This window comes from Nocardia sp. NPDC058640, assembly GCF_042716995.1.
Classification (GTDB): Bacteria; Actinomycetota; Actinomycetes; order Mycobacteriales; family Mycobacteriaceae; genus Nocardia.
On record NZ_JBHXRG010000020.1, the window covers coordinates 49,423 to 62,841 of the forward strand.

At 66.6% G+C, this 13,419-nt stretch carries 14 protein-coding genes; 11 read left to right on the top strand and 3 right to left on the bottom strand.

The genetic code is table 11. The features are described 5' to 3' along the window. Positions 1 to 127 precede the first annotated feature (127 nt). A complete protein-coding gene (locus tag ACFWU5_RS20480; protein ID WP_379268275.1) occupies positions 128 to 382 on the top strand; it encodes a hypothetical protein in 255 nt (84 codons plus the stop codon). A 52-nt stretch (positions 383 to 434) separates the two neighbouring features. Here the strand turns inward: ACFWU5_RS20480 and ACFWU5_RS20485 are convergent, their stop codons facing one another. Further along, positions 435 to 1,319 (bottom strand): helix-turn-helix domain-containing protein, encoded by an 885-nt coding sequence (locus ACFWU5_RS20485; protein ID WP_379241850.1) that lies wholly within the window; start codon positions 1,317 to 1,319, stop codon positions 435 to 437. Positions 1,320 to 1,337: 18 nt separating this feature from the next. After that, entirely contained in the window at positions 1,338 to 1,571 is a 234-nt protein-coding gene (locus ACFWU5_RS20490; RefSeq protein WP_379241849.1) for a DUF397 domain-containing protein, read from the bottom strand. Positions 1,572 to 1,924: 353 nt separating this feature from the next. Between ACFWU5_RS20490 and ACFWU5_RS20495 the strand changes: the two genes are divergently transcribed. The 10 genes from ACFWU5_RS20495 (at position 1,925) to ligD (ending at position 12,701) form a co-directional block, all read left to right on the top strand. After that, positions 1,925 to 2,113: a hypothetical protein gene (locus ACFWU5_RS20495; protein ID WP_379241848.1), complete on the top strand. Its 189-nt coding sequence runs from the start codon at positions 1,925 to 1,927 to the stop codon at positions 2,111 to 2,113. A gap of 87 nt (positions 2,114 to 2,200) precedes the next feature. Next, positions 2,201 to 2,635, top strand: coding sequence for a CBS domain-containing protein (locus ACFWU5_RS20500; RefSeq protein WP_379268276.1), 435 nt, complete (start codon positions 2,201 to 2,203; stop codon positions 2,633 to 2,635). An 83-nt stretch (positions 2,636 to 2,718) separates the two neighbouring features. Next, positions 2,719 to 3,990, top strand: a complete 1,272-nt coding sequence (locus ACFWU5_RS20505) for an aminotransferase class V-fold PLP-dependent enzyme (protein ID WP_379268277.1) — start codon at positions 2,719 to 2,721, stop codon at positions 3,988 to 3,990. A gap of 41 nt (positions 3,991 to 4,031) precedes the next feature. Further along, positions 4,032 to 5,270: a heavy-metal-associated domain-containing protein gene (locus tag ACFWU5_RS20510; RefSeq protein WP_379268278.1), complete on the top strand. Its 1,239-nt coding sequence runs from the start codon at positions 4,032 to 4,034 to the stop codon at positions 5,268 to 5,270. Then, on the top strand, positions 5,267 to 6,676 hold the full coding sequence (locus tag ACFWU5_RS20515) for a decarboxylase (RefSeq protein WP_379268279.1): 1,410 nt from the start codon (positions 5,267 to 5,269) through the stop codon (positions 6,674 to 6,676). Before ACFWU5_RS20510 ends, ACFWU5_RS20515 begins: the two co-directional genes overlap by 4 nt. Continuing rightward, complete coding sequence (locus ACFWU5_RS20520) at positions 6,676 to 7,986, top strand: pyridoxal-phosphate dependent enzyme (RefSeq protein WP_379268280.1); 1,311 nt, start codon at positions 6,676 to 6,678, stop codon at positions 7,984 to 7,986. The genes ACFWU5_RS20515 and ACFWU5_RS20520 overlap by 1 nt, the downstream gene beginning before the upstream one ends. An 82-nt stretch (positions 7,987 to 8,068) precedes the next feature. After that, on the top strand, positions 8,069 to 8,452 hold the full coding sequence (locus ACFWU5_RS20525; RefSeq protein ID WP_379268281.1) for a cold shock domain-containing protein: 384 nt from the start codon (positions 8,069 to 8,071) through the stop codon (positions 8,450 to 8,452). A gap of 98 nt (positions 8,453 to 8,550) precedes the next feature. Next, positions 8,551 to 10,503 carry an amino acid transporter gene (locus ACFWU5_RS20530; protein WP_379268282.1) on the top strand — a complete coding sequence of 651 codons (1,953 nt, stop codon included), beginning with the start codon at positions 8,551 to 8,553 and terminating at the stop codon, positions 10,501 to 10,503. 123 nt (positions 10,504 to 10,626) lie between these two features. Continuing rightward, positions 10,627 to 11,706, top strand: a complete 1,080-nt coding sequence (locus ACFWU5_RS20535) for an ATP-dependent DNA ligase (RefSeq protein WP_379268283.1) — start codon at positions 10,627 to 10,629, stop codon at positions 11,704 to 11,706. Next, entirely contained in the window at positions 11,703 to 12,701 is a 999-nt protein-coding gene (gene ligD, locus ACFWU5_RS20540) for a non-homologous end-joining DNA ligase (RefSeq protein WP_379268284.1), read from the top strand. The genes ACFWU5_RS20535 and ligD overlap by 4 nt, the downstream gene beginning before the upstream one ends. A 3-nt stretch (positions 12,702 to 12,704) precedes the next feature. Here ligD and ACFWU5_RS20545 read toward each other — a convergent pair whose 3' ends face one another. Continuing rightward, positions 12,705 to 13,400 (bottom strand): hypothetical protein, encoded by a 696-nt coding sequence (locus tag ACFWU5_RS20545; RefSeq protein WP_379268285.1) that lies wholly within the window; start codon positions 13,398 to 13,400, stop codon positions 12,705 to 12,707. Positions 13,401 to 13,419: the final 19 nt, after the last annotated feature.

The window sequence follows — 13,419 nt, forward strand, 5'->3', positions numbered from 1 at the left end:
GAAAGTGACTGCGTCCTAAACTCAGGGCCGCAACACAATTCAGGGGATAGTCAGGGGAGGCCGCGAGCGGCATACCCGGGGCATCAGTTGCCTCGAGTTTGCCACTGCCTGAGCACAGGGGCACTACATGAATAGCACCAACGGTCGATACGGCCTCGCTGATCGCGCAGCGGCCACCCACCCCGAGCACGCGCGGTGGTCACGGGAAAGCGCGGTCGCGTTCGTCATCGACGCGGTGGAATCCACCGGCGCGGCCACCCGCAACGACTTCGATATCGAACGCATCGTCAGTACCGCGCACGAATTGGCCGACGACTGGGATCTGCAGACGCTGACCCCTGACACGTTTTGGCGGATCGCCGCCAGCTGTATCAAATACTGAGCGGTAGCACGCACTGCGCGCTCTCGGATACCGCGCAGTAGCAGCAGCTGATTCAGTCTCGCTCGGCGTGCTCGAGCAGGATTTCGCGTGAGCGATCCGGTCGTTCCGCCTGCACACTGAGCTGATCCATCACCGACAGGTACAGCGCGAGGTCCTGGCGCCGCTCCAGATACAGCGCGCTGGTGAGTTGCTCCAGGTAGACGATGTCGGGCAGTTCCGGTTCGCCGAAGCGCAGAATGCTGAACGAACTGCCCGCCGCCGCGTGTCCGCCCGCCGCGTACGGCAGCACCTGCACTGTCACATGGGGCAGGGCCGCCAGTTCTGCCAGGTAGCGCAGCTGCGCTCGGTGCACTTCGCGTCCGCCGATCGGCCGGTGCAGCACCGCCTCGTCGATCACGGCCCAGACCACCGGCGGGTTCACCCGGTGCAGTACGTCCTGGCGCTTCTGCCGGACCTGGACTCGACGGTCGGTTTCCGCGTCGTCGACGCCGAGCGTGACCACCGCCCTGGTGTATTCCGGTGTCTGCAACAGGCCGGGCACCAACTGCGCCTCGTAGGTACGGATCTGACTGGCCGCTTGTTCCAGGCCGAGGTAGGTGCTGAACCACGAGGGCAGCAGGTCGCTGTAGCGGTGCCACCAGCCGGGTTCGCTTGCCTGCCTTGCCAATTCGAAGAACGCCGTGCGCTCCACGGGATCGAGCACGCCATAGAGGGTGAGCAGATCCCGGATGTCGCGTTCCTTGAAACCGGTGCGGCCCAGTTCGAGTCGGCTGATCTTCGCGTGTGACCCACGGATCGCGTCACCGGCCGCCTCGCGGGTGATGCCTTTGCCTTCGCGCAACTTGCGCAGCTGACCGCCCAGCGCGATGCGCAAGACGGTGGGGCCGCGGTCGACAACAGGTTGCACGCGACCGATCTCGTGGGGTTCAGCCGTCATAGGTCCAGATGGTACCGATTACCCGGTCAGGTAGTCGAACTCTCCGGCCTTAGCGCCGCGGATGAACGCGTCGATCTCGGGGCGGGTGTAGAAGATCACCGAACCCTGCGGATCGCGCGAGTTGCGCACGGCCACCGAGCCGTCGGCGGCTTCGGCCACTTCGACACAGTTGCCGCTGGGGTTGCTGTAGGTGCTCTTGCGCCATGCCCCGATTTCCGGGCGTTCACGCTGATCATGCTGCATTCCGGACATACCGCACTCCTCGTTACTCGATGACACCCTCGGTACGAACATTGCAGATGCACGCACAAACGTTCTTGCATCCGCGTTGCGCGAGGGCGAGATTAACACGCGCGCAGCTACCGCGCACCGGTCGGTACTTACCCGATCTCAGCACCGGGACGCACGGTCCACCCCGGTGTCCAGCCCCCTGAATTTCCCAGCGCCACAAGCCGATAGCGGCCCGAAACGACCGCATCGACCGTGCAGATGTGCTTGCATATGAAAACGAATCGGCCATCGTCTCGGGCCGCGAGATCACCGGGAGCAACACCGGCGCACACCGGCCGGCACGGCTCCCGCCGCCGGATGCGAGGGGCCATGCGATGAGCAGTCCGTTTCAGCGACATCTCGGTGCCGCGGGCGCACCACCGACCACGTGCGCCGACGAACCGAACACGCTGACCTACCGGCAGGCCCGCGACATGCTGCGCCAGCACGACATCCACGGGCCGCAGTGCCGCCAGTGGCTGGCCGCGGCCGCCTATCTGTCTGCGGGACTGGACGACGAATAGCGCGGACGTGACGCCTTCGTGCTGGTCACCGGCGTACCGTCAGGTCATGCTGGGGGGCGACGTTTCGATGCGGACAGGCGGCCACGGATGCGGATAGCGGAGATTCTGCGGAACAAGGGCACGGCGGTCACCACGGTGCCGCCACAGACCACGGTGCGGGAATTGTTGGCGGTGTTGGCGCAGCACAATATCGGTGCGGTGGTGGTCTCGCCCGACGGTGCGGCGATCGCGGGCATCGTGTCCGAACGCGATGTGGTGCGACATCTGCATACCCACGGTGCGCCACTGCTGGATCGCCCGGTCACCGACATCATGACGGCGAAGGTGCGCACCTGTGCGCCGACCGAGGATGTGTCGTCGTTGCGAGATGTGATGACCGAACATCGGATTCGGCACATGCCGGTGGTGGAATCGCAGCGGCTGATCGGGATTGTCAGCATCGGCGATGTGGTGAAGAGCGAGATCACCGAGTTGGCCGCTGAGCGTGAACATCTGGTCGAGTATCTGCAGGGCAACTACTAGCGCGCGGGTCTGTCGGCACCGAAAAGTGTTGTCGCCGAGAATTCTTCGGCGGTCGCGCCGGGAACGTGCGTATCGTTGAACGGGTGCACCCCGCCCGGCCCGAGTTCGCCGCCGCCACGGTGATCCAGCACGCGCCCACGCCGGTGCCGTCGGCTGTTCGTGCGCGGTTTCCGGCCTTGGCCGATCCCTCGGTGGTGTACCTGGACAGTGCCGCGACCACGCAGAAGCCCGACACCGTGATCGCGGCGGTCACCGCGTATCACCGCGAGCACACCGCCAATGCGGGTCGGGGTACGTACGGGTGGGCGACGTCGTTGTCGGCTCAGATCGCCGCGGTGCGTGCGCGTGCGGCGGGTTTTGTCGGGGCGCAGCACGCGGACGAGATCGTGTTCACCGGTGGCGCGACCGCGGCGCTGGGTGCGGTGGCGTACAGCTGGGGTCTGGCGGCGTTGAACGACGGCGACGAGATCGTCTACAACCCCGCTGATCACGCCGCGAACGTGCTGCCCTGGCACCATCTGCGCGACACGCTCGCGCGGCTCGGTCGGCGAATCGTGTTGCGGCCCTATCGAAGTACGTCGGCGGGCGAGGCTGATGTCGAGGACATTCTCCGCGTGGTCGGGCCGCGGACCCGGCTGATCACCACCAGCCACCTGCATCACGTGTACGGCGGGCTGACCACCCTCGAAGAACTGCACGGGCACATCGATCCCGAGATCCTGCTGTGCTTCGACTGTTCGCAAAGCGGCGGGCATCTGCCGGTGGACGTGACCGTTTTGCGTGCGGATTTCGCGGTGTTCGCGGGGCACAAGATGTTCGGTGCGCCGGGTACGGGGCTGCTGTATTGCCATCGCCGGGTACACGATCGGCTGCGGCCGTTTCTGCCGGGTGGGCAGTCGGGGGTCCAGATCACCGAGGCGGGCCTGGTCGGTACGGGGATGCCCTCGCTGCTCGAGGGCGGAACTCCCAACATTCCCGGCATTCTTTCTCTCGCACCGGCTTTCGATCTACTCGATGAACTCGATCGGTTCGCGGTCGCGGCGCACAACCGGGTGCTCACTGTCCGGCTCATCGAGGGTCTGCGGCAGGTTCGTGGGGTCGAGTTCCTGCCCGGTCCCGCGCATGCGGGGTGTGAAGTCGGGTACGGGATCGTCTCGTTCACCCTCGACGGGATCAGTGCGGCCGATCTGGGGTTCGTGCTGGCCGAATCCGGTTTTCTGGTGCGGACCGGGGCGCACTGTGTGCCCGCTGCGGGTGGCGGGGATGGTTCGGTGCGGGTGAGTACGCAGCTGTACAACACCCTCGATGAGATCGATCGATTCGTCGCGTGCGTGTCCGGGATCGCCGGGCGCTGACGCGAGCTGTTCTCCAAGTCCCCCGACGCCGAGGAGCAACGATGGATACGCCTATCGCTGATCGTTATGATCGCCGCGCCGCGTCTCGAGTGCTGGCCGGGTTGGCCGCCGCCGGGCTTTTCGCGGCCACTGAACCGTTGGCGCCGGTCCGAATCACCTTTCGTGCCACGGCTTTACGGCCCGAGGACGGGGCAGCGCTGACGCAGTCGCAGCGGATGTATCTGGAGCGGTTCATGCGGCCGTGCCGGCCCGAGCAGGTGACCAGTGCTACGCATCGGATCACGTGGACCGACAGTGCGGGGATTCCCAACACCGGGTACTTCCATACCGCCGGTGCGGGACCGGAACTCGCGATCGTCGCCCGGGAAACTGTTCTGGCGCTGTGGCATTCACTTGCGGGATCGGGTCTGCCGCAGCGTGCTGTTTCGGACCGCGATCGCGCGGTGCTCGAGGCGACCACCACCGACCACGACCCGCACGAGATCTTCCGGGTCGGGGTGGAGGCTGCTGGGCGCGCGCTGGTCCAGCACGGGCTGATCGCCGCCGATACTCCATATGGCGGGATCGTCGAATTCGCTAGGGGGATGCACACTTCCGGCATCTTCACCGCCGTGGCTACGCGGTGGTTCTGGGAGTTGCAGGCGTCGACGTTTCGACGGGGAATGATCCCGGTGCGGTTCGCGCTGCAGCCGGACGGGTCCGTGCGGTACACCGCCGATTCGATTGCGGTGTTGCGGGCGATGAAGGACGCCACCATTGCCGATGCGCGGGCGGTGATGCGGCGGGCTACCACAGAGGAAGGGCTGTCTGTCGAGGCCGCGGTGGCGAAGTACCACGACGATCTGGACTTGATTTCGCGGCAGTACGCGTTGCTTCCGGCGGGTGCGCGGCCTGGGTGTTTGGCGGCGGTGCCGCATGATGTCGACGGGGCGTTGGTCAATGTACTTGCGCTGGTGGCGGATCGGTTCGTCGAGACGTTCGTGGCGTTGGCCGGCTCGGTGGAGGTGGTCGAGGATCTGACCGAGGCGCAGCACGGAACCAGCGACGACGGGGTGTTCTACGTTCCGGATATGAGCTGTCGGCATTGTGTCCGCACGATCACCGCGCTGCTCGAGTCGATGGACATTGCCGTGGTCGAGATCGATCTGGAGTCCAAGCGGGTGATCGCCCGGATTCGCAGTCCGCGCAACCGGTTCCGGGTGTTCGAGGCGCTGCGTGACGGTGGCTACAATCCGGTCGACGAGGTGCCCGCGCAGGTGCCCGGTGCGTCGGTGGGATGATTCCGCCCGCCGTTCCCGCCGCAGTGCATCCGTTGGTCGCCGCGTTCCTGGCCGATCGAGACGGTGTGCGAGAGGTGTTGCGCTGCTTCGGGTCCCCCGTGCACCTGGTGTTCCCGCAGGTGTTCACCGACAATCTTGCCGCGTTGCGGGGTGTGCTCGATGGTCGGTCTGTGCGTTATCGGATCTGCTACGCGCACAAGGTGAATCGATCGGCGGCGTTTTTGCGTACCGCTGCTCATGCGGGAATCGCGGTCGATGTGGCGTCGGCGCAAGAATTGCGTTCCGCTGTCGGTGCCGGGTTTGCGCCCGAGCTTATCGAGGTGACCGGCCCTAAAGGTGCCGCGATGCTACGCACCGCGCTGGCGGCGGGGGTGACGATCAACGTGGACAATCTCTGGGAACTCGCGACACTGGCCGAGATAGTCGCCCCGGGGTCCGCCGTGCCCGTGCTGCTGCGGGTTTCGGGGTTTCCCGGTAGTTCGCCCAGCCGCTTCGGCATCGATCTGCGCGATGCGGGCGCCGCGCTGGACCTGCTGGTGCGATTTCGAGATCGATTGCGGCTGTTGGGGTTTGCTTTCCACCTCGACACCGCGGCCACCACGGAACGGGTCACTGCCGTGGGCGACTGCCTCGAACTGATCGAACGCGCCTACGCGCACGGTCTCGCGCCGACAGTCCTGGATATCGGTGGCGGTCTGCGCCAGGTGTTCACCGCCGATGCGCAGGGGTACCACGCCTACGACCACGCGTTACGGGTCGGCTTGCTCGGGCGTGGGCCCGCGATGCACTGGGGGAACAACACTTTCGGCTACCACGTCGCCGACGGAATGGTGCACGGCGGACCCGTGTTCCACAAGTACGCCAACACCGAAACCGCACCCGCACTGCTCGCCGAGCTGCTGGATTCCCCGCTGCCCGGACACGGTGGTCGGGCGGTGGGGTCGGTGCTGGCCGACAACCTCCTCGAACTGTGGCTGGAGCCCGGCAAGTCCTTGGTCGATCACGCCGGAATCACCGTGGCCCAGGTGGAATTCGTCAAACGTGCAGGCAACGGCGCGACGCTGGTCCATCTGGATCTGAGTCGCGACACCGTCACCGCCGCCGACCAGGAGGTGCTCATCGATCCGATCGTGTTGTCCGAGGAAGGCGAATCCGAGCCTGCCGGTGTCTATTTCGCCGGGCATCTGTGTTTGGAGCGGGACCTGATCACTCAGCGGCAAGTCCGAGTCTCGCGGATGCCCGAACCCGGCGACCCGGTGGTGTTCGCCAATACCGCCGCCTATCACATGGATCTGTCGGCGGCGCAGGCCAGCATGCACCCGGCTCCGGCGAGAGTCGCTGTGCTGCACCGTGATGGGCGGTTCGTGCTGTGCCCGGATGCGGACTACCGCCCCGGGGATCGCTGATGGTCTACAACCACATCACCGAGCTCATCGGCAACACTCCCCTGCTGCGCCTCGACCCCGCTGTCCACGGGCTTCCCGATGTCGACCTCTACGCGAAACTGGAGTCGCACAACCCTTTCGGATCGGTGAAGGACCGGGTCGCGTGGGCGATGATCCGCGACGACCTCGACACGGTTGCGGCGGGCGGACAGTCGTTCATCGAGGCATCCAGCGGTAATACCGCCAAGGCTTTGCGGGTGTTAGGTGCCCTGCACGGCGTTCCGTTGCGTGCGGTCACCAACCGGATCCGAGTCGGTGAAGTCCGCCAACTGCTGCAGCTGCTGGGCACCGAGATCGTGGAGCTGCCCGGCCTGTCCGAATGCCCGGATCCCCATGCGGCCGACGATGTTTCGGCCGTCATCGACCAGACCACCAGCCAGGCACCGGACCGCTGGTTCCACCCGTCGCAATACACCAACGAACGCAATATCGCGGCCCATCACGACGGCACGGGCACGGAGATCGCCAGCGACCTTGCGCAGGCGGGCATTACTGACCTGGACTATCTGATCGGGGGCCTCGGTACCACCGGGTCCACGCGTGGCACCGCCACCGCACTATTGCCCCAGCATCCGGGCCTGCGCACCATCGGGGTGGTGTCGGACCGGTTCGACTTCATCCCGGGCATTCGGTCCGAGCGGGAGATGTGGGATGTGGGGCTTTTCCGGCCGGATTTCTACGATGAAATCGTCACCGTGGACTCCGCCGCCGCCATCTCCGCCACCCTGGACCTGGTCCAGGGCTACGGCGTGCTCGCCGGACCCACCAGTGGCGCAGCCTATTCCGCCGCACTGCGCACTCTGTCCGCGGCACCGCGACCCGACGGCCGACCCCTGGTGGCCGTGCTGATCGTGTGCGACCGGATCGAACCGTACCTGTCCTATTTCGCCAAGCGTCGACCCGATCTGTTCGGCAAACCGGCCGCGCCGACACCCCCTAGCCCGGCCGATGCCGCGCCGACCCTGTCCCCCGCCGCCCTGGCCGAACTCGACCGCACCGGCAGACCCACCATCGTCGACACCCGTGGCGCCATGGCCTACCGGGTCGGGCACGTCCCCGGCGCGGTCAATATCCGCGACGATCAACTCGACGACCTGCTCGCGCAAGGAGTGCCGTTTCCCCGCTCGAGGCCGGTGGTGTTCGTATGCCCGGTCGGTGAGACCTCGCAGCGGTTCGCGGCATCGGCGCACGCGGCGGGCTTCGACGCGTTCGGTCTCGCGGGCGGCATGGTCGCGTGGCGCGACGCGGGCCTGCCCATGGAACGCGGTTGATCACACCCGGAGATATCCACTTTCCACCGAAAACGCCCAAAAGCCGCGTTACAGTAGCGGCGGGAAAAGTTGAGCGAGGAGTGTGTTGGTGTCCAACGGGAAATTGGTGTCGTTCGATGGGTCACGGGGTTTCGGGTTCATCCGGCCCGATGACGGCGGTCCCGATGTGTTCGTCCACGTCAACGACATCGGCCTCGACGAGGACGAACTGCGCCAGGGTCGGCTGTTCGAATTCGATGTCACCGAGGGTGATCGGGGACCCAAGGCGATCAACCTGACCGCGGTCGGCCCCTCCTCCACCACACCGAAGTCCCGCAAGGGCGACCGGCTGGGCCCCGACGAGCTGCGTCAGCAGATCACCGAACTGCTGCTGGAAGCCTCCCCCGCGCTCACCGCCGCCGAGATCATCACCATCCGCGACCGGTTCACCACCTTCGCCGACGAACACGGCTGGCTGGACCACTGAGCTCGCGCCTGCGCGGCGAACGCCCCCCGGGCACCTAAACTCCGGCCTGATCCCCGGCGCAACGCGCGCCATGGGACCGATCAGGTACAGGAGAACTGGTGACGAGCAAACACACTCGCTCACGTTTCACCCGATGGCTGCTCGACGGCACCGACGAACCCGGCCACGCGCAACACCCTGGCCCGATGCGTTCGGTCGAGCACGCCGAACCGCATCAGCGGCCCTGGTGGAAGGTGATGTGCCTGACCGGCGTCGACTACTTCTCCACGCTGGGCTATCAACCGGGCATCGCCGCGATCGCGGCAGGCGTGCTGTCCCCGTTGGCGACGCTGGTGCTGGTGCTGCTGACGTTGCTGGGCGCGTTGCCGGTGTATCGCAGGGTCGCGCGCGAGAGCCCCAACGGTGGTGGCTCGCTGCAGATGTTCGCCGACATCATGCCGCGCTGGTCGGGCAAGCTGTTCATTCTGGTGCTGCTGGGGTTCGCGGCCACCGACTTCGTCATCACGATGACCCTGTCCGCGGCCGACGGTGCCGCCCATATCGTGGAGAACCCGTTCACCCCCGCGAGCTGGCACGACGAACGGCTGCTCATCACGTTGGTGATGCTTGCCCTGCTGGCGGCGGTGTTCCTGAGAGGTTTCGCCGAGGCGATCGGCATCTCGGTCGTGCTGGTCGGGGCGTTTCTCACGCTCAACGCGATCGTGGGTGTGGTCGGGCTGTGGCACGTGTTCACCGCGCCGGATCTGGTCGTGGACTGGACGCACGCGATGACCGCCGAGCACGGCAATATCTGGTTGATGGTCGGCGTGGCACTGCTGGTGTTCCCGAAGCTGGCGCTGGGCCTGTCCGGCTTCGAGACCGGGGTGGCGGTGATGCCGCTGATCAAGGGCGAACCCGGCGACACCCCGGCTGATCCGCGCGGACGGATCATCGGTGCCCGCAAACTGCTCACCACCGCCGCCCTGATCATGAGCGTGTTCCTGCTGCTGTCCAGTTTCATCACCGTGGTGCTGATCCCGGAGCAGGAATTCCAACCCGGTGGACAGGCCAACGGTCGCGCGCTGGCCTATCTCGCGCACGAGTACCTGGGCAACGGTTTCGGCACCGTCTACGACGTCGCCACCATCGCGATCCTGTGGTTCGCCGGTGCCTCGGCCATGGCCGGGTTGCTGAATCTGGTGCCCCGCTATCTGCCGCGCTACGGGATGGCGCCGGAGTGGGCGCGCGCGGTGCGGCCGCTGGTGCTGGTGTTCGCGGTGGTCGCGTTCGGGATCACCTGGTATTTCGACGCCGATGTCGACGCGCAGGGCGCCGCGTACGCCACCGGTGTGCTGGTGCTGATCACGTCGGCGGCGGTCGCGGTGACGATGTCGGCGCACCGAAACGGTGAGCGCGCCAAGGTGATCGGGTTCGGGTTGGTTTCGCTGGTGTTCACGTACACCACGATCGTGAACGTGTTCGAACGGCCCGAGGGCGTGCATTTGGCGTCGCTGTTCATCGCGGCGGTGATCGTGGTGTCGTTGGCCTCGCGAGTGCATCGGGCGTTCGAGTTGCGGGCGATCGAGGTGACGTTCAGCCCGGAGGCGGGTGCGCTGATCGATGCGGCCGCGGCCACCGGCGTCATCCGGATCGTGACCCATGACGTGGATGATCATCGGCCCGAGGAGTACGACGAGAAGGAGCGCGTGCAGCGCTGGGAGAGCCACATTCCCGACACCGATTCGATCCTGTTCCTGGAAGTGGTCGTGGCCGACCCTTCCGACTTCAACGCCGACCTGCGCGTGGACGCGGTCGATGTGGGCCGCCACCACATTCTGACTGTCACCGCCGCCGCGGTGCCCAATTCGGTGGCGGCCATCCTGTTCGCGATCCGCGACCGGACCGGGCTGGAACCGCACGTGTATTTCGAATGGACCGAAGGCAATCCGATCGTGAATCTACTGCGGTTCCTGTTCGTCGGCGAAGGCGAAGTCGCGCCGGTGACCAGGGAGATCATCCGCCGGGCCGAGCCCGATCAGGCGCGTCGACCGCACGTGCACGTGGACAGCTGACGACACCGCGCCCGCGATGTCCGCGCACCTGTCGGTGCCCCGTCCTACGATCGCCTCACACACCGATGAATCGGGCGTGCTCGCATCGTCGATACGGGTGAACCCACCCGCGAGGAGGATCGCATGGATCTACCGGTGATGCCGCCAGTGCGCCCCATGCTGGCCAAGTCCACACCGTCGCTGCCGCGCGAGCCCGGACTCAGCTTCGAGCCCAAGTGGGACGGCTTCCGGTGCATCGTGTTCCGCGACGGTGACGAGATCGAACTCGGTTCCCGCAACGATCGCCCGCTCACCCGGTATTTCCCCGAACTGGCCGAACTGCTGAAAGAGGCACTGCCGCAACGGTGTGTGGTGGACGGGGAGATCGTGGTCGTCACCGATCAGGGCCTGGATTTCGACACCTTGCAGCAGCGGTTGCATCCGGCGGCCTCGCGGGTGGCCAAGCTCGCCGCGGAGACGCCGGCCAGTTTCGTCGCGTTCGATCTGCTCGCGCTCGGCGATCGCGATCTCACCGCCGAGCCGTTCAGCGAGCGTCGGCGCGAGCTCGATTCGCTGCTGGATGCCGCGCCGGGGCGGATCCATCTCACGCCGATCACCCACGATCCCGATGTCGCGCAGGATTGGTTCACCCGGTTCGAAGGCGCGGGTTTCGACGGGGTGATGGCCAAGTCCGACGATCTGGCCTACCTGCAGGACAAGCGCGTGATGCTCAAGATCAAGCACGAGCGCACCGCCGACTGTGTGGTTGCCGGGTATCGGATGCACAAGGACGGTGAAGGGGTCGGGTCACTGCTGCTGGGGCTGTTCGACGACGAAGGCAATCTGCACCACGTCGGGGTGGCGTCGAGTTTCACCGCGGCCCGGCGCAGGGAACTGCTGACCGAGCTCGCGCCCCTGCGCGAGAACGCGCTAGTCGACCATCCCTGGCGTGACTGGGCCGACGCGGCCGCGCAAGCCAGGGCCGACGGCAAGATGCCCGGCGGGGTGAGTCGCTGGAGCGGCGGCAAGGACCTGTCGTGGGAGCCGTTGCGGCCGGAATTGGTCGCCGAAGTGCGATACGAGCACGTGCAGTCGGGACGATTCCGGCACGGCGGTCGACTGGCCCGCTTCCGGGCCGACCGCACCCCGGATTCCTGTACCTACGCCCAACTCGACGAAGTGGCACCCGCCGAACTGGACGCGATCTTCGGAGCACGACGATGAGCGAAGCAGTAGAGATCGACGTCGACGGCCGCACGCTGTCGATCAGCAATCCCGACAAGGTGTACTTCACCAAACGCGGCGACACCAAGCTGGATCTGGTGCGGTACTACCAGGCGGTCGAACAGCCACTGCTCGCGGCGATCGGCGGGCGGCCGCTGCTGTTGGAACGGTATCCCGACGGCGCGTCGGGGAAATCGTGGTTCCAGAAACGGGTGCCCAAGTCGGCGCCGGACTGGTTGCAGACCGTGGAGGTATCCACCCCCAACGGCACCACCAGCGACGCACTGGTCGCGCACGACCTCGCGCACATCCTGTGGGCAGCGAACCAGGGCTGCTTGGGTTTTCACGTGTGGCCCAATCACGTACCCGATCTGCGCATCGCCGACGAGTTACGCATCGACCTCGACCCCTCGCCCGGCATCTCCTTCGACGACCTGCGCCGGGCCGCGGTGCTCACCCGCGAACTGCTGGCCGAACTGGGCATCGACTCCTCGATCAAGACCTCGGGTTCGCGTGGGCTGCACATCTATTCCGCGCTGGAACCACGCTGGGACGGCTACGAAGTACGCGCGGCCGCGGTGGCCCTGGCACGGGAGCTGGAACGCAGGCACCCCGACCAGATCACCGCGCAATGGTGGAAAGAGGAACGCGGCTCGCGAGTGTTCATCGACTTCAATCAGAACGCCCCGCACAAAACCGTGTTCGGTGCCTGGTCGGTGCGGCCCAAGGTCGGCGGTCAGGTGTCCACACCGATCGCCTGGGCCGACCTGGACACCGTGGTCCCCGACGAACTCACCCTGGCCACCGTGCCCGCCCGCCTCGCCGAATCCGGTGACCCGTGGGCGAACCGGGCACCGCAATCGATCGAACCACTGCTGGCGATGTCCGAGCGCGATATGGCGGCCGGACTCATGGACGCGCCGTGGCCACCGCAATATCCGAAGATGCCCAACGAGCCACCGCGCGTGCAACCCAGCCGCGCGAAGAAGGAGTGAGACCTACTCGCTGATCCAGGGGGTCCAGACGCCGGTGCCGGCCTTGCCCTCGCACACCAGCGCGTGGTTGTCGGAGGTGCGGCCCGACTTGTCCACCGAGGGATCACATTTCGCGCCCGCGGTGTAGTACGACCCGGACACCCGGAACGGCCCCGACCAGTGGTGACCACTCGGCCCGCGCAGGCACAGCAGCGTCGCGCCGTCGGCGGCGACACCGAGCAAGCCCGCCTTCTCGGGCGCACACTCGGTGCCCTTCTCCACGATGCTGCCCTTCTCCACCACCGAGGTCACCGGCACCGGGTTGGTCGCGGACGGCGAGCCGTACGAGGTGACCGACACCGGCGTGGTCGCCGCGGCCTGCGCCAGCTTCGGCACCTCCACATCCAACCCGCCGAACACCGACAGCCCGATCGCCACCGCGACCGCCGCCTCGGACAGACCCAGCAGCAACGCCAACACCGCGATCCCCCGCCCGCGCGGATGCCCGAACGACAGCAGCCCGAACACCACCGCGATCGGGAACAGCAGCACCAGCGCGGCGGCCAACGCCACCATCGCGTACGGATTCACCCGCGGCGGCTCACTGCGACGACCGCCCACCGACCCGTCCGACGACACCTGCGGCCACCGCTGACCGTCCCAGCGCCGATCGTCGGACTCCTGCTCGGGGTCGTCGTCCCATTCCTCATACCGTGCCATCAACCCCGGGTCCCTCTCC

Coding starts and splice junctions, on each gene's coding strand:
- ACFWU5_RS20480 (WP_379268275.1), top strand. CDS start 128: ATGAATAGCACCAACGGTCGATACGGCCTCGCTGATCGCGCAGCGGCC.
- ACFWU5_RS20485 (WP_379241850.1), bottom strand. CDS start 1,319: ATGACGGCTGAACCCCACGAGATCGGTCGCGTGCAACCTGTTGTCGAC.
- ACFWU5_RS20490 (WP_379241849.1), bottom strand. CDS start 1,571: ATGTCCGGAATGCAGCATGATCAGCGTGAACGCCCGGAAATCGGGGCA.
- ACFWU5_RS20495 (WP_379241848.1), top strand. CDS start 1,925: ATGAGCAGTCCGTTTCAGCGACATCTCGGTGCCGCGGGCGCACCACCG.
- ACFWU5_RS20500 (WP_379268276.1), top strand. CDS start 2,201: ATGCGGATAGCGGAGATTCTGCGGAACAAGGGCACGGCGGTCACCACG.
- ACFWU5_RS20510 (WP_379268278.1), top strand. CDS start 4,032: ATGGATACGCCTATCGCTGATCGTTATGATCGCCGCGCCGCGTCTCGA.
- ACFWU5_RS20515 (WP_379268279.1), top strand. CDS start 5,267: ATGATTCCGCCCGCCGTTCCCGCCGCAGTGCATCCGTTGGTCGCCGCG.
- ACFWU5_RS20520 (WP_379268280.1), top strand. CDS start 6,676: ATGGTCTACAACCACATCACCGAGCTCATCGGCAACACTCCCCTGCTG.
- ACFWU5_RS20535 (WP_379268283.1), top strand. CDS start 10,627: ATGGATCTACCGGTGATGCCGCCAGTGCGCCCCATGCTGGCCAAGTCC.
- ligD (WP_379268284.1), top strand. CDS start 11,703: ATGAGCGAAGCAGTAGAGATCGACGTCGACGGCCGCACGCTGTCGATC.
- ACFWU5_RS20545 (WP_379268285.1), bottom strand. CDS start 13,400: ATGGCACGGTATGAGGAATGGGACGACGACCCCGAGCAGGAGTCCGAC.